Here is a 26,786-nt window from a genome sequence, read left to right as displayed (position 1 = left end):
TGCCAAGACGCAATGCGATCGGCATATATCAAAACTCGCGTTGAACCCTGCCGTCGACGAGGGTGATGACCCTATCCGCCATCGCGGCGAACTCCTTGTTGTGTGTGACGATCACAAACGTTTGATGATGTTTTTGTCGGAGTTGCAGGATCATTGAATGAAGAGACCGGGCATTCTCTGAATCGAGATTCCCGGAAGGTTCATCCGCCAGGATCAACTTAGGCGAGTTCATCAATGCACGGGCGACTGCCACGCGCTGCTGCTCCCCTCCCGACAGTTCGCTCGGCTTATGATCAAGCCGTTCTTCAAGTCCGACATCGGCAAGCAATGTCCGCGCCCGATCCAATGACGGAGCAAGACGCCCTCCGGCGATGAGGGCCGGGATAGCGACATTTTCTGCCGCGCTGAATTCCGGCAGTAAATGATGGAACTGAAAAACGAACCCGACCTCTTTATTTCTGATCGACGCCAGCGCATCGTCCTTCAGTTCGAAAATATTCTTACCCCCCAGGATCATCTCCCCCTCATTCGGCCGGTCGATCATGCCGAGAATATGAAGAAGCGTGCTCTTGCCCGCCCCCGAAGGACCGACGATGGCAACGATCTCTCCGGTTTCGACCTCCATCGAGACGCCTTTCAGCACAAGCAGGGATTTCCCTCCGCCTGCCTCAAATTGACGATGAATATTTTTCGCAGAAAGAAGCATTATGAGTCCTGTCTTATTCCCATCGAATGGCTTCCGCGGGAAGCAGGGCTGCCGCCCGTCGTGCCGGATACAACGTTGCACCATAGCTCAGAGCGAGCGCCGCCGCTGCGACCGAAACAAAATCGGCCGGCCGAATTTCAACCGGAATTGCCGGAATGATGTACACCGTCGGATCCAGCGCAAACAAATGAAACTGTATCTGTGCATAACAGATAAGGAGCCCGAGGATGCTCCCGGCCGTCGTTCCGATGATGCCGACCAGCAATCCTTCATAGCGAAAGATGGAGATGATATCCCGGTTCGTCGCCCCCATCGTCTTGAGGATGCCGATGTCGCGCGTCTTCTCGATCACCGACATGGTCAGCGAGCCGAGAAGGTTAAAGGTCGCGACGCCGATGATCAGGCACAAAATAACGTAGGCCATCCACCGTTCGATCTTCATCACAGAATAAAGATCCTTGTGGAGGTCGTACCAGGTCATGACCTGAAAGGCCGAAGGAAAAGCTTCCCCTATTTTCTTCTTCATCCCGTCGGAATCGTTGATGTCTTTCAGCCGCACTTCATAACCCTGGATCGCATTCCCCTCCTGAAACAATTCCTGCGCCGACGAGAGAGCCATGTAGCCGTACAGCGCGTCGTAATCCTTGTTATTGGATTCATAGATGGCTGCAACCCGGTACGAACGAACGATGGGCGTGCCGAATCCGAGAAGTGCGCGCTGCGAACCGGCTGGACTGATCATCATAACGCTGTCGCCGCTTACAACGCCGAGCCTGTCCGCGAGCGTCATCCCGATCATCATATCCCGGGCGGCCGTATCCCGAAAATTGATCTTACCGAGCACAATGTCGTTTTCCACGCCGGTGATTTTATCGATGCTTCCCGGCTCGAGTCCGCGGATGAAAACAACTTTGCTCTGGCTTCGCGAGACGATCATGGCTTTGCCGCTGACGAATGCGCCGATTCCGGCCACCTGCGGGTCGGCGCGCAGCATGCGAGACACCCGGTCGAGATCCTGCTGCGCCGTCCGTTCTGTCCGCTGAATCCTGATGTGCGGGTCGAAACCGATCAGAATAGAAGTGACAAGGCCGTTAAATCCGTTGAAGACGGAGAGGACGACGATCAGTGCGGCAACTCCGATCGTAATGCCGGCGATCGAGATCACCGAGATCACCGTAATGAACCCGGCCCCTTTTTTGGAGATAAGATGCCGCTTCGCTATGAAGGACCTGAATGACATTAGTGGAACCGTATCGAACGAATAGGGTCAAGCCGTGCGGCGATCGCCGACGGAATGTACGCCGCGAGAACACATAGCACGAACGCGATCACCGAGACCAGGGCGAAATTTTCCCAATGGAAGAGGATCGGAACCTGCGTCATGAAGTAAATTGACGAGTTGAGCGCAAAGAAATGGAACGTCTGCTGGGCCCAGCAGACGGCGAAGGCGAACACGTTGCCGAGCATCGTCCCCAGCAGGCCGATGAACATTCCTTCGTAGAGAAATATTTTCTTGATGTCGGAATCCGAGGCCCCCATCGACTTGAGAATTCCTATTTGGTTTGTCTTTTCCATGACCACCATCAGCAGCGTACCGATGATGTTCACTGTGGCAACGAGAATAATGAGGCCGAGAATGATCGGCACCGGCTGTTTCTGCAGCTCGATCCAGGTGAATAAATTCCGGTACAGCTGGAACAGTGTCCGCGGATAATACGGGTAGCCCATAAGGTCCTGAATTTTTTCCGCGACGGCCGGCGCGGTGTCAATATCCTTCAACAGGACATCAAAACCGGTGGCCGTAGAGCCGAGCATGAAAAGCGATTGGGCAGCGGTAATATCGGTAAAGAGATAGACATCGTCGTATTCCGACATCCCCGATTCATAGACGCCGGTGATGACAAAAGGAAGTATTTTCGGCTGGCGCATTTCATAATAACTCCCCGTGAGACCGAAGACCGCGATCGTGTCGCCGCAGTGCGCATCCAATTTCTGAAGAAGCTTTTTCCCGATAACGCATGCAGCGATTTGTCCTCGGGAATGAAGGTCGTAGTTCCCTTCGATCATATAGTGCCGGGCCGTCGTAATATCGTTGGCCGGTTCCACCCCTTTGACCAGAACTCCTTCAACATCCTTGCCGAAGCTTACCATGCCCTCTTTGGAAACAAAGGGCGCAATAGACGCGATCTCCCGGATCGAGGTTTGCATTCTCTCTGCCGCGGAGTCATAGTTTTTGAACGTCTGTGTCTGGAAGCCCGTCACCTGAATATGTGTCGTGAAGCCCGCGACTTTGGATTTTATTTCGTGTTCAAACCCGGCAAGGATCGTGAGGGTAATGATGAGCGCAGCGACGCCGAGCATAATGCCGGCGATCGCAATGACGGTAAGAAAGGAAAGAAAATCTTTTTTCCCCGCCCCGTGCCTGAATTTCAAGTATCGGCGCGCTATGAACGAAGTGTAGGGCATCGGAAGGTACCCTTCCCTGCTAAGTGACGTTATTTTCCGCCATACATCATAAGGTACCCCTTAATGAATTTGTCGAGGTCGCCGTCCATTACGCCGTGCACATCGCTCGTCTCCACTTCCGTGCGGTGGTCTTTCACCATATTGTATGGATGGAACACGTACGAGCGGATCTGGCTGCCCCATTCGATCTTTTTCTTCGTCCCTTCGATGACGGCGAGCCGCGCCTCCTCCTCTTCGCGCCTCATTTGATACAGCCGCGATTTCAACATCTTCATTGCCCGTTCTCTGTTCTGAAACTGGGAGCGCTCCTCCTGGCATGCGACAACGACGCCCGTCGGAACATGGCGAAGGCGGACCGCGGTCTCCACCTTGTTCACGTTCTGCCCCCCTTTGCCTCCCGAACGGTAGGTCTCCATCTCAACGTCCGCCGGATTGATCTCGATCTCAATGTCGTCATCGATTTCAGGATACACGAATACTGAAGCGAAGGAGGTATGCCGGCGCTTGTTGGCATCGAACGGCGAGATGCGCACGAGCCGGTGGACCCCGATCTCTGCTTTGAGGTAGCCGAAAGCATGGTCCCCCATCACCTCAAGCGTGGCGCTTTTAATTCCGGCGCCGTCGCCGTCAAGCCGGTCGACAAGAGAAACCTTATACTTCCTGTTCTCGCACCAGCGGATGTACATCCGCAGCAGCATGTCGGCCCAGTCCTGCGATTCGGTCCCCCCGGCGCCTGAATGGATAGTGAGAATCGCATTGCGATGGTCGTCGACCCCGCTGAGCATATTCTTGAATTCAAGGTCGGAAAGAGCCTGGGTGATCGTGGAGATCTCGCGGGCGATATCGTTTTGGTAGGATTCGTCTTTCGATTCTTCAGCAAGCTCAATCAGCGCTTGCGCATCGTCGATCAATACTTTTATTTTTGCCCATTGATCGACCCACTGTTTCTGCTGATTGATCTCCTGCAGGACCTTCTGGGCGGCAACATTATCATTCCAGAAGCCTGCGGCCGAGGACTGTCCCTGCAGTTCGGCAACCTTCTTCTCTTTCGAATCAAGGTCAAAGGAACCCCCGGAGTTTTCCCAAGCGTTCAACCGAAGATTTTAACTGAGCTTTTGATTCTTCAAACATCAGATCCCTGCAGTCATGTTTACCGATTCGACATTAAACGACTATTTCAAGCGTATATGGAGCTCATCCAGCTGCTTCTTGTCGACTTCCGAAGGTGAGTCGTCCATCAGCGACATGCCGCTGCTCGTTTTCGGAAACGCGATGACGTCGCGAATCGACTTTGCGCCGGTGAGGAGCATGGTGATGCGGTCGAGGCCGAACGCGATGCCGCCATGCGGCGGGGCGCCGTAACGGAAAGCATCGAGCATGAAGCCAAATTTGGATCTCGCTTCCTCCGGACCGATGCCAAGCAGACCGAACACTTTGCTTTGCAGTTCGGGAGTGTGAATACGGATCGATCCGCCTGCGATTTCGTTTCCGTTGAGCACAAGATCATATGCGCGAGCGCGGGCCCTGGACGGGTCGGAATCCAAAAAAGCCTCGTCTTCCGCTTTCGGCGAAGTGAACGGATGATGCATCGCAACATACCGTTTTTCCTCTTCCGAATATTCGAACATCGGGAAGTCGACGACCCATAGAAGACTGTTCTTCGATTCATCGATCAGATTCAGCCTCTTCGCCATTTCGAGACGGAGCGTTCCGAGGGTTGCGTATGTCTTCTGCCACGAATCGGAAACAATCAACACGAGGTCGCCGGTTCTTGCGCCGGCCCGCTCGCATATTTTGACAAGTAAATCCTTTCCCAGAAATTTCTCGATCGCCGATTCCGCCCCCTTTTCCGTCAGCTTGATGTACGCCAATCCCCCCGCTCCCAGTGATTTCGTGAAGTCAACAAGGTTGTCCATTTGATTGCGTGTATAGCTGGCACCGCCGGGGACGGAAAATCCTGCAACGACTCCGCCTTTGGCGACGTTCTCCGCAAAAACCTTGAAACCCGACCCTGCAACAATGTCGCTGAAGCCGGCGAACTTTAGCTCAAACCGAAGATCGGGCTTATCGCTTCCGTACCCTTCCATCGCATCCCTGTACGTCATGCGCGCAAATGGAAGAGACAGGGTAATTCCTTTCACTTCGGAAAAGAAATTCTTGATCACCCCTTCGGTGATCGCCTGAATGTCGCTTTCATCGACAAAAGACATCTCAACGTCGATCTGGGTAAACTCGGGCTGGCGATCTGCGCGCAGGTCCTCATCCCTGAAGCACTTCACGATCTGAAAGTATCTGTCGAAGCCCGCAACCATGAGGATCTGTTTGTAGGTCTGCGGCGACTGGGGGAGCGCGTAGAATTTGCCCGGGTGAACGCGGCTGGGCACAAGATAATCGCGCGCCCCCTCCGGCGTGCTTTTCATCAGCACGGGGGTCTCAACTTCGATGAAGTTATGTCCGTCAAAGTAGCGGCGCGCGATCTGATAGAGTTTGTGCCGCGTCAGAAGCGATTGCTGCATCGGGGGACGGCGCAGGTCGAGATACCGATATTTGAGACGGAGGTCTTCGTTCGCTTCAACCCGTTCTTCGATCGGAAACGGCGGAGTCTCTGCCTTATTCAAAATCGCCAACTCATTCGTAAGAATGTCGATCTCCCCGGTCGATAATTCGGGATTGTCCGTTCCTTCAGGTCGGCGCTCGACCTTTCCTGTCACGGAAAGGACGTACTCACTGCGCAAGTCTTTCGCAAGCTGATAGACTTCCTGATTATGCTGTGGTCCGAACACGACCTGTGTCTTACCATACCTGTCGCGCAGGTCAATAAAGATCACGCCGCCAAGATCGCGCCGTCGGTCCACCCATCCGGTGAGAGTCACGGTCTGTCCGATATGCCCTGCATTAAGCTCGCCGCAGGTATGGGTTCGTTTTTTATACTCCATGAAAGAGTTCTTTTCCTGCTTTCGATGTTGAACAAAAAAAATCCCGTGATCGGGATTACAATGTTCGATGCTGTTTGATTCTCTGGTAGAATATAGATAAAATCAGTCGAAGTTTCAATTGTTTTTAGGCCTGAACAAATCATGGTTCCCGCAGCAACAAAGAGCGTCCCTTGAATGCTGCTTACAGGCTATCCCCCTATTATTTTTGCATCTTTCGCTACCCATAGGTATATTCAATCATGATTTCATCGCGTCGGCCGTTTTGTACTGAGCGGCTGCTCCCTAAAAAAGCTTGTCCTAAGAACACTTCTTCTTCCTCCTTTTGCGGTCATTAAAAAGATCAGATGTCTTACACCGTAAGAAAATTATCCCCGCGCTTGCTTTCCGACCTCGAGAAGCTTTTCGGGGCTAACGGGGCGTGCGGCGGGTGCTGGTGCCAGGCATGGAGGATTGAAAAAGGAGAACGGTGGCCGGAGATTAAGGGAGCAAAAGCCAGATCCCGGCTGCGCAAGGGGGTTCGCAACGGGTCGATTCGCGGGATGCTCGCGTACGATAAAAGTGTCCCGGTCGGCTGGTGCACCTTTGGGCCGCGTCATTCCTTCCCGCGGCTCAATCGCGCCCCCTCGCTGCGATGCGGCGATCCGGAGCGCGTTTGGTCTGTCCCCTGTTTTTTTGTTCCACGCGCATATCGGGGGAAGGGAATCGCGTCCGAGTTGCTTGCCGGGGCGTTGAAAGAAATGCGACGCCGTGGAGTTGAAATAGCCGAAGGTTATCCGACCAAACCGGGAAAGGATGGACAATACATCTCCTCCTTTTCCTGGACAGGGACACAGTCAATGTTCAAAAAAGCTGGCTTCAGTATCGCAGGAAACCCAAACGGCGCAAAGCAGCGCGTCAGAAAATTTTTGTCTTAAACGTAAAAACAACTCTTGTCGTCAAACCAGTCAGCATCAATGAAAAGATCCGCAATACGATGAGGATCTCATGGAACAACGAGCATTTGGCAATACCGGACTTAAAGTTTCTGCACTTGGATTTGGAGCCGGCCACATCGGCAGCAATAATTTGCCGGAGAAAGAAGCAGAAGAGCTGCTGAATCTTGTTCTCGATTCCGGAATCACGCTTATCGATACGGCACGGTCCTACGGATTATCGGAAGAGAGAATTGGAAAGTATCTCGGCCGTCGCCGCAGCGAATTCGTCCTGTCGACAAAAGTCGGCTACGGGATCCAGGGTTTTGAAGATTGGACATACGAGTGCGTCCGGGCCGGAATCGATCAAGCGCTGCGGCTTCTCCGGACGGACCATATCGACATCGTCCACCTGCACTCCTGTCCGATCGGCACGCTCCAGTGGGGGGAGCCGCTTCGGGCGATCGAGGAGGCCGTTCGTGAGAAAAAAGTTCTCGTCGCTGCATACTCTGGGGAAAACGAAGCGTTGGAGTGGTCCGTCGAGAGCGGCCGGTTCGGTTCGGTCGAACACTCGGTGAACATCTGCGACCAGCGATGCATCGAGAACAGTCTCGCAGCGGCGTCCGCAAAAGGAATGGGGGTCATCTCAAAGAGACCGGTCGCGAATGCTCCGTGGCGCTTTGCCGAATGCCCGGTAAGCCACTATGCGGAAGAATATTGGTGGCGATGGAAAACCATGGACGTCGACCCCGGCGGCCTTGAGTGGCAGGAAGTTGCCCTGAGGTTTGCCGCGTTCACACCGGGCGTTCACTCGTGCATCGTCGGCACCGTTAATCCGGAACATTTGAAAAGGAATCTCGACATTATCGAAAAAGGGGCGCTTCCTCAAAAACTTTATGAGACAATCCGGCAGGCCTTTAAGACGAACGACCCCGGCTGGTGGGTCGGCCAGGTCTGAGACCTAAAGATGTTCACGAACATTGTTATGGAGCCGCTGTGACGCTTGAAGAAAAAAAGATCTACAGTCAGATCCATCCGGTTAAACTGCTGACAGACGTCGTCACGGGATTTGGAGCGGTCTATTTGTTGTGGCTGCACTTTCTTATTGCCGGCGTTTCTCTCGCCTTCATTCCCTCGACGGTTGCCTCGCTGGTGCTCATAGCAAGGACCGATTTGGAGAAATACAAAGATTCACCGTTCGGGACATATCTCAGAAGAACCATGGCATCGAAATCATCCGACTGGATCCGCTTCGGAGGTTTCGCCATCATGCTGACCGGAGGATGGATCAACGTGCTGCCGTTGTCGGCGGTGGGGTTCCTGATCATTTTATTCGTCTGGCTGAAGGGGCTGATGTTCGGGAAAAAGGCGGGGGCAAAGACGCGTTAGCGCTTGAGATTGGGCGGCATTTCTGAAACCGTACCGGAAAGTAAAAAGCCTGCTGCGAACAACCGCGGCAGGCTTTTCTTTTTGAAAACTTCCGCTTACGCGACGTGGCGGCTTACTTTTTCCACAAGGTTTCTCTTGGGCACTGCTCCGACAATCTGCTCGACAACCTTCCCTCCTTTGAAAACCAACAGGGTTGGAATGCTTCTGATGCCGTACTGCATCGACACCGCCGGATTTGCATCGACATCGAGCTTTCCGACTTTGAGCTTGCCGTTGTATTCCGTCGCCATTTCTTCCACATAGGGCGCGATCATCTTGCACGGACCGCACCAGGTGGCCCAAAAATCGACGAGGACCGGCGTGCTGGAGTTCAACACTTCGTTTTGAAAATTCGCATCGTTGACTTCTACTGGCTTCATGAACTTCTCCTTTGTGAATAATTACGCTGACACTTTAATTGCATTTTTTCCCAAAATCGACCTCACGCTTTCGATGAACTGGTCCGTCGGAGCGACCGAATACTTCCTCGATACATAGACCTGCTGCTGTGCAAATTCCTTCCCTATAACATTGAAATAACAGTTGCAGTTCCCCTTGTTCTTTTCCATGATCTGCTGGAGCGTCAGCATCTTTCCCGAATCGACCTCATCCGAATTGATCAGGAAAAAGACCCGCTTGGCGAATTTCTCACGGACCTTGTCCATGGCAATAATATCCGTGGCCACGATCTTGATAACGTCGCCGCTTACCTCGCCGTTCCCTTCAACAAAGATCATTGACTCCGGCTGCAGCAGCTCTTCGTGCTTTTTATACAGGCTTGAAAAGACAACGCATTCCGCCTTCCCGGTAAAGTCCTCGAGCGTGATGAACGCCATCGTTCTGTTGTTCTTATCGATCTTCTTCTTCACGGTCGCGATGACCCCTCCGGCCCGGACCGTTCCGCTCTTCACCCCTTCCACATCGCCTAAATGAAGTGTTGCAAACGAGTTGATCTCATTCTCGTATTTCAACAGAGGATGGCCTGAAACATAAAAACCAAGGACGGCCTTCTCGTTCGACAATTTTTCCGACTCGGTCCACATCTGAACGAGCGGAAGGGGCGGGGCGCTGAGGGGCGAATCTTTTGTCCCGGCACCGTCAAAGAGGCTGGATTGTCCCCGTTCCGTATGGGTTTGGATATTTTGTGCGGCGGCGATCGTCTGTTCGACGGCGTTCAGCATTTGCGCCCGGTTCCTGTTGATCGAATCAAAAGCGCCGGCAAGGATCAGGCTTTCGATCGTTTTCTTGTTGACGACCCGGAGGTCGACGCCTTTGCAGAAATCGAAAAGCGAGGTAAACTTTTTTCCCCCTTCGCGGGCATGGATGATCGCCTCGACCGCATTCACGCCCACGTTCTTAATCCCGGCCATTCCGAAACGAATGCCGTTCTTTGATACCGAGAAAGTCGGCTCGCTCTCGTTAACGTCCGGCGGAAGCACCTCGATTCCCAATTTTCTGCAATCGTCGATGAGCAGAACGATCTTGTCCGTATTCCCGATTTCCGACGTTAACGTCGCCGCCATGTATTCGGCGGGATAATGCGCCTTCAAATACGCCGTCTGGTAAGCGACGACGGAATACGCCACGCTGTGTGATTTGTTGAAGCCGTACGAAGCGAACTTTTCGATAAGGTCGTAGATCTCTTCTGCAAGCTTCTGTCCGATGGCGTTCGTCCTCTTGGCCCCCTCAATGAATTTATTCTTTTGCGCCGCCATCGCCGCCTTGTCCTTCTTCCCCATTGCTCTGCGCATCAGGTCGGCTTCAGCAAGAGTATAACCGGCAATGTCGCTCGCGATCCTCATGACCTGTTCCTGGTACACGATGACGCCGTACGTTTCCCGGAGCGTTTCTTCCATTTTCGGGTGGAGATATTCGATCTTTTGCTGGCCGTGTTTCCGCTTGATGAAGTCGCCGATGTTCTCCATCGGCCCCGGACGATACAGCGCATTCATCGCAACGAGATCGCTGATCGACGTCGGACGAAGCTTGCGGAGCCAATCCTGCATTCCCGAACTTTCAAACTGAAAGACCGCAACGGTCTGGCCTTTATGAAACAGCTCAAAGGTCTTTTGATCCGTTTCAGGAAGCGCGTCCAGGTTGATCCTCACGTTGTGGTTTTTAGCGATCAGGTCAAGCGCATTTTCGAGGACCGTCAGCGTCCGAAGGCCGAGAAAATCCATCTTGAGCAATCCGGCGTCCTCCAGGTCCTTCATCGTATACTGCGTCATGAGTTCGGTGGAAGGCGACTTATACATCGGCACAAAATTGCTGATGGCCGCCGGCGCGATGACAACTCCTGCCGCATGGGTCGATGCGTTGCGGTTCATCCCTTCGAGAACCTTTGAGACCTGGATCAGCATCTGAATCTTCGGGTCTTTGCTTTCGCGGAATGATTTCAGTTCGGGGACCGACTCGAGCGCTTCGGCGATCGGCATGACCTTCCCCTGATTGACGGGGATCTGCTTCGTGATCGGCTCGACCACCGAAAGAGGAATGCCGAGCACGCGCGCGACGTCCTTCAATACCGCGCGGGAAGAAAGCGTACCGAAGGTGATGATCTGAGAGACCGATTCTTCGCCGTATTTATTCCTGACATAGTCGATGACCTTTTCGCGTTTGTTGTCCGAAAAATCGACGTCAATATCCGGCATGCTGATACGGTCGGGGTTGAGAAAACGTTCGAACAGAAGGTCGTATTTCAGCGGGTCGACGTTCGTGATCCCAAGCGAGTACGAGACAAGGCTTCCGGCGGCGCTTCCTCTCCCGGGCCCGACCATGACGCCCATCTCGCGCGCAGCCCGGATGAAATCGGCCACGATCAGAAAATACCCGGAGTATCCCATCTTGCGGATCACCCCAAGTTCATGGGTCATTCGCGATTCGATCGAGGGAGTGATCTCAGCATACCGGCTGCGCAAACCTTCCAACGAGAGCTTATCGAGATAGTCGTCAAGCGTAGAAACGCCGGCATCGGAAGGAATGGGGAACTTCGGCATGAAATTCGTTTTCATGTCCAGCTCGAGGTTGCACTTCTCCGCAACTTCAAGCGTGTTCTCGATCGCTCCGGGATAATCCCTGAAGAGCTCCGACATTTCCTCTGCCGATTTGAAATAGATCTGGTCCGTGCCGTAGCGGAGCTTGGAAATATCAGGGGCGTTTGTGCTGCTCGCATCCGGGATGAGAAGCATGATATTGTGTGCAACGGCATGTTCGGGCTTGATATAATGAACGTCGTTGGTAGCGATCAGCTTGATGCCAAGTTCTTTCGATAGCCGCGGCATTCCTTCCAGGACATTCTTTTCTACCTCAGTGTGATGATTCTGGATCTCGAGGTAAAAATCGTCGCCAAGGAGTCCCTTGTACATCCCCGCGATCTCCGCCGCTTCGGCATAATTGTTATTGACCAGATGCGCAGCGACCACCCCATTGGCGCAGGCTGAGAGAGCAACAATGTCTTCATGGTACTTTGTCAGGAGCTCGAAATCGATCCTCGGCTTATAATAGAAACCCTCAGTGTGGGCCAGGGTCGTAAGTTTGAGGAGATTTCGGTACCCCTTTTCATTCTTTGCCAACAGGACGAGGTGATGATACACGCCCCGCCCCTTTGATTTTGCTTCGCCGCGCAAGGTATCGGATTGCGACATCTGTCCCCGGTCGAATCGGCTCCCTTTCGTCACGATGTAAAACTCCGACCCGATGATCGGTTTGATCCCCTTCTTTTTCGCTTTCTTATAGAATTCAATCGCTCCGGACATGACGCCGTGGTCGGTAAGCGCAACGGCCGGCATCTTATGCTCGAGCGCGGCGTTCAACAGCGATTCTACGGTCGTCGCGCCGTCCAGGAGACTGTAATGAGTGTGGTTGTGGAGATGGATGAACTGAGGCACGGAATGCTTCTTGGGTTTAAGTGTTTGCTATAATATCGGACATGGACTTAAATTTCCAGCACTAGAAGTTTGCGTTCCGTCATTTCCTGAATCGCATAGCGAACGCCTTCGCGGCCGATGCCGGAATCCTTCACACCGCCGTACGGCATCGTATCGACGCGAAATGTCGGATAGTCGTTCGCTATCACGCCGCCAACGTCGAGATGCTTGTACGCATACATGATGGAACTCATATGATGGGAAAAAATTCCGGCTTGCAATCCATAACGGGAGTTGTTGACTTCTTCAACGGCATCTTCGAGCGAATTGACTTTTGTCAACGTCACCACAGGACCGAATACTTCCTCGCTGCAAACCTTCATAGACGGTTTGACGTTATCCAGCACCGTCGGCTCGAACATTGACCCTTTTCTTTTACCCCCCCATGCGACCGCCGCTCCTTCCTCAACAGCTTCCTTCACCCACGCTTCAACTCTTTCAGCCTCTGCGAGGCTGATCATCGGTCCAACGATAGTATCGTCTTCCAGAGGATTGCCGACCTTTACTTCCGAACAGGCTTCAAGAAATGGTATTTCGAACTCTCTCCACACATTTTTGTGGACGTAAATTCTTTGCACTTTAATGCACACTTGTCCGGCGTACGCAAAGGCTCCGAGCACACACCGCTCGATCGCAAGATTGAGGTCGGCCTGATGATCGACGATGACAGCTGCGTTGCCGCCAAGCTCGAGCACTACTCTTTTCTTTCCGGCTTTCTGTTTGAGATCCCAGCCGACACGGGCGCTTCCGGTAAAGCTCAGCATCGCGATGCGCGGATCGGTGACCAACAGTTCGGCAGAAGCGTTCGATGCCGGGAGAATGTTGATCGTCTCCCGGGGAAGTCCCGATTCAAGCAGACATTCGCCGAGCACGAGAGACGTCAGCGGGGTTTGCGGCGGAGGCTTGATGATAAAACTGTTGCCGGCGGCAATGGCCGGGGCGACCTTGTGGGCGATAAGGTTCAACGGAAAGTTGAACGGGGAAATGCAGGCGATCGGCCCGATGGGAAACCGTGTCACGATCCCCTGCCGATTTTTAACAGTGCTTGTGGAGTCAAGGGGAATCACCTCGCCCTCAATGCGCGTCGCTTCTTCCGACGCGGCCGAAAACGTCGATATTGCCCGATCGACTTCCGCATTTGAGAACCGGATCGGCTTCCCCGATTCATTGGAGATCAATTCGGCGAACACAGCGCGCCGGTCGGATATTGATTGCGCGATCCTCGACAGAATTTTTGCCCGCTCATACCCGGAGAGCGCCCGCATCGAGGAATAAGCAGTCACCGAGCGCCGGATGGCTTCATCGACATCGCTCTTGCCTGCCAGGGATACGACACCGACAGCACTCCCGTTGAACGGGTTTGCGATGTACGCTTTGTCGTCGGAAGAGCGCCATTCGCCGGCAACGAGAAAATCAAACTGCTTCGTCATTGACTCTGGACAAGATTGCTCACTTCCTGGAGAAGGTTTTCAACGGGAACTGTCCATCGCTTCCCCGTCGAACGCTCCTTCAGTTCGATCTGATTGTTCTTAAGGCTCTTTTCCCCCACCACGACCTGCAACGGCATTCCGAGTAGATCGGCGTCGTTGAACTTGAATCCCGGCGTAACGTTTGTCCGGTCATCATACAATACGGAGATGTTCTTTTCCAGCAGCTGTTCGTAGAGCTCTTCGGACTTCGCTTTGACGGAATCCGAATTTACATTGACGCAGATGAGATGAACATCATAGGGAGCAATGGACCTGGTCCAGATGATCCCTTTGTCGTCGTGATGCTGTTCGATATGGCAGGCGATGATACGGTCGATGCCGATGCCGTAGCTCCCCATGATGATCGGCTGCTCTTTCCCCTGGTCATCGAGGAAGTTCGCCTTCAGGCTGACCGAGTATTTTGTCCCAAGCTTGAAAATATGCCCGGCTTCAATGCCCTTCACGATCCGGAGAGGCTTTGAGCAATTTGGGCACGGCTCGCCGTGTTCCACCGTCCGCACATCGACATACGCTTCGATCTTTACGTCCCGGTTGAAGTCGATATTTGCGTAGTGATAATCGTTTTTGTTCGCGCCGCTGATGAGTCCGTTCGCTCCCTCGAGCCGTTTATCCGCGATGATCTTAAATTTCGTTTTCAACCCGATCGGGCCGATCGACCCGGCGTCGGCGCCGGTCAGGGCGGCCAATTCTCCGGGCTCTGCAGGCCGCACGTCGGCATTGAGGACCGACTGGAGCTTTGTCTCATTCAACTGATCATTTCCCATCATGAAAACGAGGACCGGTTTCCCTCCGCTGATATAGACAAGGGATTTCGCGCACAACTTCGTGTCCACATGGAGAAATTTCGCAAGCTCGTCGATCGTCTTAATATTGGGGGTATAGATCTCTTCTACCGATTTATTTTCAGGGACACGCGCCGCTCGTGCAGCTCCGGAACTGGCCACTTCAACGTTCGCGGCATAGCGGCAGTTGTCGCAAAGCGCAACCGTATCTTCGCCGGCGTCGGATTCGACCATAAACTCCTGCGAGCCGCTCCCTCCCATTGCGCCGCTTGATGCACCGACAACAAAGAAATTCAGCCCGCAGCGGGAATAAATATTTCTGTACGCCTTCGCGTGGAGGTCGTAGCTTTTGTCCAATCCTTCCCATGCAGCATCGAGGCTGTACGAATCCTTCATTAAGAATTGCCTGCCCCGCAGAACTCCCGATTTCGGCCTCGGCTCATTGCGGAACTTTGTCTGGATCTGGTACCAGATCTGCGGAAGCTCTTTGTAGGATCTAATATGATTTTTCGCGATCGAAGCGATCACTTCTTCATGAGTCGGCGCCAGGACCAGCGGGCGATTCTTCAGATGAAACATCGTATCGCCGAATGCCGCCACGCGGCCGGTCTCTTCCCACAGCTCTATCGGGTTCAATGCCGGAAGGAAAAATTCCTGTCCCCCGATCGCATCCATTTCTTCGCGAACGATCTGGATGACTTTTTTCATCACAGCGTACCCGAGAGGGAGAAACGAATAAATACCTGCGGCCAGCGGCCTCATCAATCCGGCGCGCAGCATGAGCTGGTGGCTCGGGATAACGGCATCGGCGGGAACTTCTTTGACGGTCGGTAGAAAGCCTTTAGAAAATCGCATATGGTATTCGATCGATCTTAATAAGGAGGAAAATAAAGCTTGAATACAGAATTCAGGAGACAGAACTCAGAGAACAATGACCGCTTACAAATGACACACAAGCTTCGCGATTTTTTTCAGATGGGCTGCACGAGCGGTTTTACATCATTCAACGCTGAAATTACTCTCAGGTAGAAGATACAAAAGACGGCAACGCTAAGCAAGTGAGGAGAAACAAATTGCGTGTGGCTTCGCGATTCACAATTGAATAAATCGGCATTTAAAAAAGCCAGCGTATTGACTTCTTGAAAAATCTTTGATTACATTGATAGGTGTCACTGAATAAGTGCATGTTGTTTAGTACGCTTTTTCAAGTTCATCAGCGTTATTTCAGACTGATTCGAATTAACGACCCAAGCAGCAGAAGGCGCGAATCTGAGCATCAGGAAAAATCAGCTTCATTGAACCGATCAACGGACCACTTTTTTTCTACCCGAGAAGATCACCATCGAGCTAACGCAACATGTCATGTTTTTTAGGCAAGAGAGGTTTCATCGTATCGCAACGGTCCCGCAGGTTGACGTGCGGGGCGCGATGAATCCCGGGTAGGAATTCCGCTTTCAAAGAATTTTCCGCTTCAGTTTACATCCGCGAGAATCGCACCTTCTGTGTCGACGTTAATTCCATGTGAGGATGGGCACGAATGGCTCCAGGCAGGTGACCTTGAGCCCGAATCTGCACGCTACCGAAACCATGGAAATTGTGCTTCTTCCCATCGATAAGAACATCCCAGAAGATCTACTTCCAATCCGATTGTACTTCAGCAAGAAAAGGAGTCTGCCATGCGCATCTCTACGATCATCATTTCTTTTTTCCTCTTTGTCGGCACAGGATACGCTCAAACAAACCTTTCCGGCACTATCGCCGCCGACTCTGTCCTTACACCGGCAGGCAACCCGTACATCGTAACCGGCGACGTTACCGTCAATGCGCCGCACACGCTCACGGTTGATTCGGGAGTCGTGGTGCGATTCCAGGCGAACACCGGTCTCTATATTTTGGGACACTTAAATGCCCGTTGGGCTGCGTTCACATCCAACAAAGACACCGCAGGCGGTTTTGCCCAAAAGGGAGATTGGAGCGGAATTCAAGTTGGAAATTACGGAATGGCAGGGACAGCGTTGCTCGACACCTGCCAGGTCAAATACTCGGGGGGCGTCCAGGCAGACCTCTATCTTGTCAGCGGCAGCGCATGGATCAACGGATGTTCAATATCGAATTCAAGCAAAGATTGTATCGTCAACATGGGGGGGAGCCTGACGCTGCAAGGTACTACCGTATCGAACGCATCGGGCAACGGTCTCTCTCTCAGCGGCACTTCAACGACCACAGTGAATGCCTCGACCATATCGTTCAGCTCATGGCCGGTATGGTGTGGAGCAAGCACCGCCGCGATCTTGTTCAACGGAGTCAACAATTTCATGTCGAACGCCAGCAACGGGATCAACATGGCCTTTACTTACAGCGGCAGCATGGTGCTCGACACGGCTTCGATCCCGTATGTTTTTTTGCAGGACTTTTACATCAACAGTGGCGCTGTAGTGACAGTATGCGCAGGGAATGTCCTGAAATTCGGCAACGGAGCTCACTTGAACGTCAACGGCGGCTTTTCGGCCGTAGGCTCGATCAATCATCCGATCAGTTTCACCTCATATAAGGATGACAACCTTGACGGGGACACCAACGGTGACGGAACGACAACCGCGCCGTCGGTCAATGATTGGGGGGGTGTTGTATTTGAAGATCAGTCGGTCGACTCTCTTTGCGTGATGAAATATTGCGCGGCCAGCTTCGCGGGGTACGGAGGAATCGGCGCCGTGACGATGTACAATGCAAACCCGGTCATCGACAGCTGCACGATGGCAAACAATCATTTCGGAGCGATGATCCAAGGAACCTCGAGTCCCATGTTCAGCAACAATACCATCGGATCGAGCGAGCTCGTGCCGATCGCGATGTCATTCTCGGCCAACCCGGTATTCAACAACAACGCATTTTCGTTCTCCGACAACGCCTACGACGCCATCGGGATCATCGGCGAAACGTTGTCGGCAAACGCGTCGCTTCCCATCAGGTCGGTCACGAGCAAGACGAATGTGACCTACCTCCTGCTCGGTACGGTTGTCGTGCCAACGGGAAAGACGCTGAACATCAATAAAGGGATCGTGATCAAAGCGTACTCGCCCGACCAGCACATCGCCGTCCAGGGAAAACTTGTCGCCAACGGGACGTCTGACAGCTTGATCGTTTTCACCTCCGCCAAAGACGATGTTTTCGGAAACCCGCATGACACCAACAAGGACGGAACCGCCACGAACCCTGCCATTGGGGACTGGTCGGGAATCGTTTTCGAACCCAACAGCGATTCTGCCTCCGTCTTGAATTACTGCAGAATTACGTACGCGGACCTGGAACCGTATTATCTCTATCAATACAACTCGACCTTCTATTACAAAGGCGAAATCACGATCCTCAACGCCAGCCCGACAATTTCCAACTGTCAGATCGGAAATGCGCGCTACGGAATCTACGCCGCTTTATCATCCAACCCTCACATCAATAATAACTCGATCTTCAATACTGACTTTACCCCCATCGCCATTTCCACGGCGGCAAACCCGGCATTCGTCGGAAATACTTTTACGAACGTTGCGTGGACGGCTCTCGGTCTTATCGGAGAAAATGTCGTCGCCAACGGAACGATCCCTCAGAGGACGGTGGCAGGGATCGTCAATATCACGTACGTGCTCCTGGGGGACATCATGATCAACTCGGGAGTGTACGTCACGGTTTCCCCCGGCGTGGTGGTCAAGTCGGGCGGACCGGGAATCTATGTCAACGGCGGCTTCAAAGCTAAGGGGACGGCAGCCGGAGGCATGGTCACGTTTACCTCCTTGAAAGACGACAACGTCGGCAATCCGCACGACACGAACGGCGACGGGGCTGCAACGTTTCCCGGCGCCGGAGACTGGAGTACGATTCGTTTTCAGGGGACCAGCGATGACGCCTTCTGCTTACTCGACAGCTGCATTCTAAAGTTCGGCGGGAACACGTCCAGTCTTCCCAATCAAAATTCTGTTGCATGGGGCCTCGTAACGTTCACGGATGCGGGGGGAACGATCTCAAATTGCACGCTTTCGGATTCGTATAATTTCGGGCTTCGATGCGAGAACAGTTCGACGCCGGCTGTGAGTAAAGTCTCCATTATCAATTGTAAATCCGACCCAATCGGCATGTCCCTTCTTGCCAATCCCGTATTTTCCAACATTACGTTCACGGCAAATCTCAGCAAAGGGATCAGAATATTGGAAGGGACGCTTTCTTCGGATGCAATCCTCGCCACGAGAAACATCGCGGGCATCACGAACGTCGGCTATATGATCGACCAGCTGATCGTGGCACCGGGGGCCGTTCTGACGATCCAGCCCGGCGTCGTCATCAAGTTCATCTACAATTATTACTACAGCTACGGCATCATGGTCGAGGGCGCCCTCATTGCAAACGGAACGCCCTCCCAGCCGATCGTCTTCACGTCATTTAAGGATGATTCCAACGGCGGCGACACGAACAACGACGGCAATGCGACGACGCCTAACCCGGGTGACTGGAGCTCCGTTGACTTCACCGCCTCCAGCAGCGACAGTCTCAACTCTTTGCAATACTGCTATTTTCGGTACGGCGGAGTATTTCCGTACGCCCTTTCGGGGGATATGAGCTACAAGTGGGCGTTGTTGAGGGTCTATGACGCTTACGTGAACGTGAACCATTGCACGTTTGAGCAGTCGGGAACGGCCGGCGTCGGGGTTTTTGGAAGCGCCCACCCTTCCCTTGTCAACAGCAATATCTACAACGTCAAATCAACGCCTGTTGCACTGAGCATGTTCTCGAACCCGTCATTTTCGACGGACAGTGCGCTCAATGTCGGGTACATGGCGCTCGGCGTGGTGCCGGAGACGTATTCGTTCGATGCAACCGTTCCGGTCAGAAACTTCGGAGGGTACAACGACATCACGTATTTTCTCTTTTCCACATGTTCGATCAATACGGGAACGACCATCACCGTTCCAGCAGGCATCGTCTTCAAGAATGGGCAATGGGTCGTGAACGGCGGGCTGACGATCAAAGGGACATCGTCAAATCCGGACGTCTTCACCGATCCGGCCGATGATGCATACGGAAATCCCAAGGACACGAACGGCGACGGTTCGGCGACGAAGCCAACAATACAGAGTTTCAGCAGGATCACGTTCAACGACGTCAGCGTGGACAGCATATGCGCCGTACGATACGGAATTTTCCGTTTCACCGATGTCGGAGTATCGCTGCAGCAAGCCGCTCCGGCGATCACTCATTGCATTTTCGATTCCGACAATTGGGGCGTTTCACTGAACAGCGTCTCGACGCCGTCGCTCGATTCGTGCCTCTTCAGGAACCTGGTCTTTGCTCCGATGGACATTTCTCTTGTGTCGTACCCCCGATCGACCCTGGCGGACTCCATCTGCGGCACGACGTACAAAGCCATCGGCGTGATCACGGAAACGCTCGCCTCGGACGTGACGCTTGCGAAGCGTACCTTTGGCGGAATTCACGGCATCCCATATTTCTTCAACGACTACACCGTGGGAAGCAACGCTGTCCTCACGATCGCTCCGGGGGTTATCCTGAAATTCACCCCCGGCACCGGGATGAATGTGAATAAGGGGCTGATTGCCGTCGGCGCGGCTTCGGCCGACAGCACGATCGTCTTTACCGACATCCGTGATGATTTCTATGGCGGGGATACCAACTCCGACACTACAACATCGCACCCAACCGATACCTATTGGAACGGCAATTGGTCCTACGCTTATCAAGGATGGACGGGGATCTCATTTGCCGATCAATCGCTGGACCCGATGTGCACACTTTCGCATTGTGCGTTCCGTTACGCCGGGATCAATCAAACGTGGATCAACAACATGTATATGTACGGTGCGGCAGTCATGGCATTCAATGCAAGTCCAACCATAACGTACAGTTCGTTGACGAACAACGGCAACGGCGTCGCGGCATTCGGTTCCTCCAATCCTGCAGTGAACTATTGTGATATCTACAACAATCTTGACAACGGAATCAATAACGTCAACAAATCGTTCGACCTGGATGCCCGATGGAATTGGTGGGGAAATAATTCCGGGCCGACGAATGCAGGGAATCCTGACGGCACCGGACAGACGGTGACAGATTCCGTCAACTATGTTCCTTTCCTCGGAAGCGGCTCGGCCAACCCGATCGCGGGCGACGTCAGCCTCAACGGCTACGTCCAGGCCTATGATGCCTCACTGATCCTGAAGTATGTCGTCAACCCTAGCGGAGATACGCTGAATGCGATCCAGCAGAGCGTGGCAGACGTCAGCGGCGCCATGGGTATCACTGCTTACGATGCGTCGTTGGTGCTTCAGTATGTTGTCGGCCTCATTAATGTCTTCCCCAGCGAGATAGCATCTTCGACGAAGCAACTATCCCGGCAAGGGAAAGAGCTCATCGCATTGGAAAAGGCAACCCACGCCCTGCTTACCGTTGAAAGTACGGGGGCTGGTCGCGGAGATTCGTTGGTGGTGATGCTCGACCTTCAGAACGCTGCCGGCGTTGCTTCCGCAGAAATCACGCTGAAGTACGATCCCTCCGTCTTCACCTTTTTAAAAGGTGGGACAACAGATGCTTCAAACGGATTCTCGTTCGAATCATTCAGCAACCAAGCGGCCGGCACAACAAAGCTTGCGTTGGCAGGGACCGGCGTCATGAAGAACAGCGGAGCCTTTGCCTATGCGGCATTCAGGGTCTCAAACGACGTTCGGGGAACGATCGATTCAAAGATCGAGGTAGAGAGATTTGTCGCCAACGAAACCGACTTAACGAGCAGCGCAGCCGCCGGCAGCATCAAGGTGGTGGGGAAACCGACCTCATATTCGCTCGATCAGAACTATCCCAATCCTTTCAACCCATCGACGACCATCGGCTACCAGCTGCCGGAAGATAACACACATGTCCGGTTGACGATCTACAGTATGACAGGCCAGGCCGTTAAAACCCTCGTCGACGAAAATCAAAAAGCGGGCACCTATAGAGTTGTATGGAACGGCACAAATAACGCAGGAGCGCACATAAGCAGCGGCGTTTATTTCTATAGAATGACTGCTGGGAAATTCGTTCAGGTAAAGAAACTTTTGCTCCTGAAGTGATAAACCGCAGAGCGATCGGCTAATAATACTTTGATTATCATAAAAGGTGCTCTATGGTTAGAACTTTTAGGTTGGCCTCCCTACTTCTGCTGACAGTGATCTCTCTGCCGCAGGTGAAGGCGCAAGTGGGGATAAGCACCCACGATACCAGCGTCGTGAGCGGGACGAAATTTGCGCTCCCCGTCTATGTCGATTCAAGCCTTACAGGCAAAGGTGTTACATCGTATCAGCTTCAAATCAGCTACAACACCTACTACATGGCATTCGATACGGTGATTGTAAGCGGCAGTTTGACTCAAACACTCGGATCGGCAGACTTTAACATCCTCTCTCCCGGCACGCTTACGCTTGCCGCCGCGGGTTCGACTCCGCTTGCGGGCAAAGGTATTCTGGTGTATCTCCGCTTCAGGCTCTTGAATCCAGGAGATGTCTCTGTTTCTTTTTCAGGAGGAACGTCAAGCAATTTTCTGAACGAAGGAGACCCTCCCGTCATCCTTAGCGCGGGAGCCATTCACATCGCTCCCGCTCTTACCCTCCAGATCTATCCCGCCGGCGCATTATTGGCCGTCGGCGATCAAGTGCAGTTCAATGCATACAGCGGGACGGGTGCCTATCATTGGTGGTTGACAAACCCTGCCGTTGCATCGATCGATTCCAGCGGCCTCCTGACCGCGCGTCATGTCGGGTTTACGAAAGTCATCGCAAGGGACGATGCCGGAACAATCGATACGGCCGGCGGTAGTATTGAGGTGCGGCCGTTCAGACTCTTTATCCGGGACACTTCGAACACACAGGGACAAACGCTGAACGTTCCCCTTTGCACGACGGACCTGTCGGGGTTGAATGTGACCTCCGGATTTTTCCAGGTCCAATTCAATCCGAGCATTATAACTCCGACCGGAGTGATTCAGGGGGGCACGCTCCTCTCATCGTATCCAGCCCCGGCTTTCAATCTCGCCGCGGGGGGCATGGCAAATATTTCGTTTGCCGGATCAACTCCGTTGAACGGAAGCGGAATTCTCCTTTATCTTCAGTGTAAAGTCTCAAAAGAGAATTCGGGCTATTCGATAATAGCTCCTGCAAACATCCTCTTCAACGAAGATTTGGCGGGAGATTCCACATCGGCTACTTTTCAGGCGATAAGTTTAACAAGCTTCACGCTGTCTCCAGCAACCGCAAAAATAATTGTGGGCGATACGCTGCGATTCACACCGTTCGGAGGGACTCCTCCATATTCGTGGTCCACATCCGACTCGACCGTTGCAACGATTAGCGCAGGCGGCCTGCTGACAGCGCTGAAAAGCGGGACAATCTCGGTGCGTGCGGCCGACATCTACGGCGGGAATGGCTCAGCATTTCCTATAGAGATCTACGCCGCCCGGGTCAGTCTTGCCGATACGGTGGCTGTTATCGGCGACACCGTTGATGTTCCGGTTGCTCTCTCGCCGGTGACCCCCTCCATGCATGTGCAGAGTTTACAATCGACCATCGCGTTCGATTCATCGGTCGTTCATCTTCTTGGCCTGATTTCGAACGGGTCGATCACAGCTTCATGGGCCTACAGTACCAACGTTTCCGGGAATCAAATCGCCGTGGCGGCTGCAGGTTCATCCAGTCTGACAACGGCAGGAATTTTGTTCAAACTGCGCTTTGTCGTCCCCCCCTACGCCGCTTTGGGGGCCGTTTCAAACTTGACAATCGTTCAATTCCTATTGAATGAAGGGGCGCCGACAGTAATGCTTGTGAACGGCAGCATTCGAGCTTCGTCAGTGGGGCTCCCTGCTCCCCCATCGGGGCTTACAGCCGCAGCGGTCAGCTCTGGAAGGATCGACCTCACCTGGCGCGACAACGCAACAAACGAGACCGGGTATATCGTCGATAGAAGGACCGACACGCTTTCAAATTGGGCAGCGGTGGCAAATCTCTCCGCAAATACCACCTCGGTGTCTGATTACGGAGTTGCGGACGGAAGCAAATATTACTATTCGGTCTACTCAGTGAATTTCGCCGGGAACTCCTCCATGTCAAATGTTGCCTCTGCCGTTACGCCGATGCAGCCCCCGACAAATCTGACCGTCCAGCAACTATCCGGCGCCGTCGTCGGCCTGACGTGGCAGGATAACTCAAGCTCAGAAAACGGATATTACATAGAAAGAAAACTCGGCACAGCCGGCGTTTATGCCGTCATCGATTCAGTTCCCACAAATGCATCGACGTATTCTGATACATCAGGGATGCCCGGGAACACATACTTTTATCGTGTTCGCGGATATAACGGATTTATCAGATCCGGGTATTCGAATGAAGTGAATATGACGATCACCGGCGTCAAATCGTCGGGTACAATTCCGGATAGATTCGATGTTCTGCAAAATTATCCGAACCCGTTCAATCCGGCAACGACAATAACGTATCAGCTTCCGCTCAACTGTTTTGTGACGATGAAGATCTACGACATGCTTGGAAAAGAGGTCCAGACGCTCGTCAATCGACATGAGACCGCCGGCATTCATACAGCCGTCTTCTTCGCTTCTTCATTGCCCAGCGGAGTCTATCTATGCCGGATGCAAGCGGGAAACTATGTTGGAATAAGAAAGCTTATACTTATGAAGTAAATACGCCGTCATTTATTAAAACAGTGATCGACAAGCCCCGCTTAGAGCGGGGTTTTTATTGGCGCCACAACCTGACGATTGAGGGGTGATGTCCGGCAGTGGGGTCTCTTCAATGGATGGATCGAAGAAAACCAACACGCTGCAGCCCTTCGGGAGGACGAAAGCGCCGCGTCTTCGCTCAAGGGGGTAAATTCCTTGTATGCCATTCAAAACAAACGTCCCCCGCTCCCTGCTGAGCCCCCCTACTTGCAACTCACTATTTTATTTGGTATATAATCGACGCCAACCGGAGACTTGGAACATTCGCGGCGAACGAATGCACACTCTTCTCCAAATCTCCCCGACTAGAGTATGACTGAAACTGAAAACCGCCAAGCGCGGCCATTATCTATTCATTTTTTTGGATGAAACCACCAATGATTAACCCTGCCCTCATTCAGACTCCTCTGAAGTTGATTCGAACGTCCAGGATTTCCGGGTACGCTCTTGCTTGCTCGGCAGTCTTTCTTTTCTGGTACACATCGCCGCGCGTCTTCTCCCAGACCGAGCGTTCCGTCATATCGCTCGCCGTCGATGCAACCGACGCACCCCGCAAGATCTTGCACTCGCATGAATCGATCGCAGTTCACGCGGGGACCGTAGACCTGTTCTATCCAAAATGGATACCGGGAGAACATGAACCAAGCGGACCGGTCATCGATATGGCCGGCTTGAAAATCACTGCGGATGGAAGAACGCTTTCGTGGCGGAGGGATCTTGAAGAGATGTACGAAATACATTGCACCGTCCCTGCCGGAGTCGGTAAGATCGACGTGTCGTTTGACTTCATCCTGCCCCCGCAAGCCGAAGGGTTCTCCTCAGGGGCATCATCAACAGCACAGCTCCTCGTCCTTAGCTGGAACCAGGTGATCGTGTACCCGCTTTCGGCAAGCCCCGGTAACATCACCGTCGATCCGACATTGACAATTCCCTCAGGCTGGAAATTTATCTCTGCACTCACACCAAAGACTCAGTCGAATAATTCGATCGTGTTCGCGCCGGTTTCATTGACGATGCTGATCGACTCCCCTCTCTTAACGGGGGCCCATCTTCGCCGTGTCGACCTGACACCTTCGTCGGGGGTACCGCATTTTCTCAATCTACTTAGCGACAACGAGGCCGCGCTCAACATTCCCCCCGAACAGATCAAGGCCTACAAACATCTCGTAACGGAAACCAACGCTCTCTTTGCCTCCCACCACTATGAGCATTACGATTTTCTTTATACGCTCAGCGATGAGGTCGCGCACTTCGGGCTTGAGCATCATCAGTGCAGCGATGATCGAGTGGCGGAGCGAACGGTCATTGATGAAGATCTGTTCAGAGCCCGTGCCGGCCTGCTGCCGCATGAGTTCGTCCATTCATGGAACGGAAAGTTTCGCCGCCCCGCAGGACTCGCCACCGGCAACTACTCAAGCCCGATGAAGGACGATCTCCTCTGGGTATACGAAGGATTGACTGAATATTTGGGCGCGATATTGACGGCACGGTCCGGGCTTCTTACACCCGGGGAGTTTCGGGATGACTTGGCTCTTGTCGCGGCGCAAATGGATAACCGCCCCGGAAGGACATGGCGCCCGCTGCAGGACGCCAACGATGAGGCCTCGCTTCTGTATAACGCGCGGACCGATTGGGATTCGTGGCGACGGGACGTCGATTTTTATGATGAAGGAGAGCTTATCTGGCTGGAAGCGGATGTTCAGATCAGGCAGCTTACCGGCGGCGCAAAATCGCTCGACGATTTCTGCAAACTATTCCATGGCGGCGCCAATAATGGACCCGAGGTCAAGCCGTATGAGTTTGACGAGGTCGTGTCAACGATGAATAGAGTAGCGCCGTTCGATTGGAGGTCGTTCTTTGAGACCCGGCTCCGTTCTCTTGATGCCCATGCTCCATTGAACGGCATCGAGAAAAGCGGGTGGAAGCTGGTCTACCGCGATACGATGAACGAGATGCAAAAATCGATCGAGGAGAGCAAAAAAATCACGGACCTTCGCTTCTCTCTCGGCCTGTCTTTGGAAGAAGATGGAACGATCACCGACGTGATTCCGGGAACGCCCGCCTATAAAGCGGGGCTTGGCCCGGGGATGAAATTAATTGCGGTCAACGGCCGAAAATATTCAAAGGAGATCGTTCGCGACGCACTGAGACTCGGCACCGCCTCATCCCAGCCGCTTGAACTGCTTGCCGCAAACGGAGAGTTCTACAGAACGTATTCAACGGACTATCACGGGGGTGAACGGTATCCATATCTCGAACGGGAGTCAGCAGTCCCGGAAATTTTAAGCCGAATCATCGCTCCGGCAACGCCGAAGTGATCGCTCAATAAAAACCGAACGTCAGCGAAATCACGGTAATAAAGAAAGAAGTCT

At 53.1% G+C, this 26,786-nt stretch carries 15 protein-coding genes; 6 read left to right on the top strand and 9 right to left on the bottom strand.

Annotation, left to right across the window (positions count from 1 at the left end; genetic code table 11):
* Positions 1–28: 28 nt before the first annotated feature.
* The 5 genes from VMF88_08990 to aspS form a co-directional block, all read right to left on the bottom strand.
* Complete coding sequence (locus VMF88_08990) at positions 29–706, bottom strand: ABC transporter ATP-binding protein (protein HTY11196.1); 678 nt, start codon at positions 704–706, stop codon at positions 29–31.
* 13 nt (positions 707–719) lie between these two features.
* Positions 720–1,946, bottom strand: a complete 1,227-nt coding sequence (locus tag VMF88_08985) for an ABC transporter permease (protein ID HTY11195.1) — start codon at positions 1,944–1,946, stop codon at positions 720–722.
* Positions 1,946–3,172 carry an ABC transporter permease gene (locus VMF88_08980; protein HTY11194.1) on the bottom strand — a complete coding sequence of 409 codons (1,227 nt, stop codon included), beginning with the start codon at positions 3,170–3,172 and terminating at the stop codon, positions 1,946–1,948. Before VMF88_08980 ends, VMF88_08985 begins: the two co-directional genes overlap by 1 nt.
* A 29-nt stretch (positions 3,173–3,201) precedes the next feature.
* A protein-coding gene (gene prfB, locus VMF88_08975; GenBank protein HTY11193.1) for a peptide chain release factor 2 occupies positions 3,202–4,303 on the bottom strand; the annotation gives its coding sequence in 2 pieces (ribosomal slippage) (positions 3,202–4,233 and positions 4,235–4,303; 1,101 coding nt in all).
* A 41-nt stretch (positions 4,304–4,344) separates the two neighbouring features.
* On the bottom strand, positions 4,345–6,108 hold the full coding sequence (aspS, locus tag VMF88_08970; GenBank protein HTY11192.1) for an aspartate--tRNA ligase: 1,764 nt from the start codon (positions 6,106–6,108) through the stop codon (positions 4,345–4,347).
* Between the two features lie 344 nt (positions 6,109–6,452).
* Between aspS and VMF88_08965 the strand changes: the two genes are divergently transcribed.
* From VMF88_08965 to VMF88_08955, 3 genes are all read left to right on the top strand, one after another.
* A complete protein-coding gene (locus tag VMF88_08965) occupies positions 6,453–7,022 on the top strand; it encodes a GNAT family N-acetyltransferase (GenBank protein ID HTY11191.1) in 570 nt (189 codons plus the stop codon).
* A 70-nt stretch (positions 7,023–7,092) separates the two neighbouring features.
* Positions 7,093–7,977, top strand: a complete 885-nt coding sequence (locus VMF88_08960; GenBank protein ID HTY11190.1) for an aldo/keto reductase — start codon at positions 7,093–7,095, stop codon at positions 7,975–7,977.
* Positions 7,978–8,015: 38 nt separating this feature from the next.
* The gene (locus tag VMF88_08955; protein HTY11189.1) at positions 8,016–8,408 is read left to right on the top strand and encodes a hypothetical protein; all 393 of its coding nucleotides are present in this window, start codon (positions 8,016–8,018) and stop codon (positions 8,406–8,408) included.
* 95 nt (positions 8,409–8,503) lie between these two features.
* Here the strand turns inward: VMF88_08955 and trxA are convergent, their stop codons facing one another.
* The 4 genes from trxA to VMF88_08935 are packed head-to-tail and all read right to left on the bottom strand — an operon-like array spanning position 8,504 to position 15,500.
* Entirely contained in the window at positions 8,504–8,827 is a 324-nt protein-coding gene (gene trxA, locus VMF88_08950; protein HTY11188.1) for a thioredoxin, read from the bottom strand.
* A 21-nt stretch (positions 8,828–8,848) separates the two neighbouring features.
* Positions 8,849–12,334 (bottom strand): DNA polymerase III subunit alpha, encoded by a 3,486-nt coding sequence (gene dnaE, locus VMF88_08945; protein ID HTY11187.1) that lies wholly within the window; start codon positions 12,332–12,334, stop codon positions 8,849–8,851.
* Between the two features lie 47 nt (positions 12,335–12,381).
* On the bottom strand, positions 12,382–13,803 hold the full coding sequence (locus VMF88_08940; protein HTY11186.1) for an aldehyde dehydrogenase family protein: 1,422 nt from the start codon (positions 13,801–13,803) through the stop codon (positions 12,382–12,384).
* Complete coding sequence (locus VMF88_08935; protein HTY11185.1) at positions 13,800–15,500, bottom strand: proline--tRNA ligase; 1,701 nt, start codon at positions 15,498–15,500, stop codon at positions 13,800–13,802. Before VMF88_08935 ends, VMF88_08940 begins: the two co-directional genes overlap by 4 nt.
* Before the next feature lie 821 nt (positions 15,501–16,321).
* On the opposite strand from VMF88_08935, the gene VMF88_08930 reads away from it, so the two are divergent.
* The 3 genes from VMF88_08930 to VMF88_08920 all read left to right on the top strand — a co-directional run bounded on the left by VMF88_08930 (position 16,322) and on the right by VMF88_08920 (position 26,732).
* Positions 16,322–21,760: a right-handed parallel beta-helix repeat-containing protein gene (locus VMF88_08930; GenBank protein HTY11184.1), complete on the top strand. Its 5,439-nt coding sequence runs from the start codon at positions 16,322–16,324 to the stop codon at positions 21,758–21,760.
* Positions 21,761–21,813: 53 nt separating this feature from the next.
* Complete coding sequence (locus VMF88_08925; GenBank protein ID HTY11183.1) at positions 21,814–24,375, top strand: cohesin domain-containing protein; 2,562 nt, start codon at positions 21,814–21,816, stop codon at positions 24,373–24,375.
* Positions 24,376–24,791: 416 nt separating this feature from the next.
* The gene (locus VMF88_08920; protein HTY11182.1) at positions 24,792–26,732 is read left to right on the top strand and encodes a M61 family peptidase; all 1,941 of its coding nucleotides are present in this window, start codon (positions 24,792–24,794) and stop codon (positions 26,730–26,732) included.
* The last annotated feature ends 54 nt before the right edge of the window (positions 26,733–26,786 follow it).

It is taken from the genome of Bacteroidota bacterium, from assembly GCA_035506275.1.
In the GTDB taxonomy this organism is placed as follows: Bacteria; Bacteroidota; Ignavibacteria; order UBA10030; family UBA8401; genus JAGVPT01.
Note: the sequence above shows the minus strand (reverse complement) of the source record. Positions and strands in the feature narration are given on the sequence as shown.

Coding starts and splice junctions, on each gene's coding strand:
- VMF88_08990 (HTY11196.1), bottom strand. CDS start 706: ATGCTTCTTTCTGCGAAAAATATTCATCGTCAATTTGAGGCAGGCGGA.
- VMF88_08985 (HTY11195.1), bottom strand. CDS start 1,946: ATGTCATTCAGGTCCTTCATAGCGAAGCGGCATCTTATCTCCAAAAAA.
- VMF88_08980 (HTY11194.1), bottom strand. CDS start 3,172: ATGCCCTACACTTCGTTCATAGCGCGCCGATACTTGAAATTCAGGCAC.
- aspS (HTY11192.1), bottom strand. CDS start 6,108: ATGGAGTATAAAAAACGAACCCATACCTGCGGCGAGCTTAATGCAGGG.
- VMF88_08965 (HTY11191.1), top strand. CDS start 6,453: ATGTCTTACACCGTAAGAAAATTATCCCCGCGCTTGCTTTCCGACCTC.
- VMF88_08960 (HTY11190.1), top strand. CDS start 7,093: ATGGAACAACGAGCATTTGGCAATACCGGACTTAAAGTTTCTGCACTT.
- trxA (HTY11188.1), bottom strand. CDS start 8,827: ATGAAGCCAGTAGAAGTCAACGATGCGAATTTTCAAAACGAAGTGTTG.
- VMF88_08940 (HTY11186.1), bottom strand. CDS start 13,803: ATGACGAAGCAGTTTGATTTTCTCGTTGCCGGCGAATGGCGCTCTTCC.
- VMF88_08935 (HTY11185.1), bottom strand. CDS start 15,500: ATGCGATTTTCTAAAGGCTTTCTACCGACCGTCAAAGAAGTTCCCGCC.
- VMF88_08930 (HTY11184.1), top strand. CDS start 16,322: ATGCGCATCTCTACGATCATCATTTCTTTTTTCCTCTTTGTCGGCACA.
- VMF88_08925 (HTY11183.1), top strand. CDS start 21,814: ATGGTTAGAACTTTTAGGTTGGCCTCCCTACTTCTGCTGACAGTGATC.
- VMF88_08920 (HTY11182.1), top strand. CDS start 24,792: ATGATTAACCCTGCCCTCATTCAGACTCCTCTGAAGTTGATTCGAACG.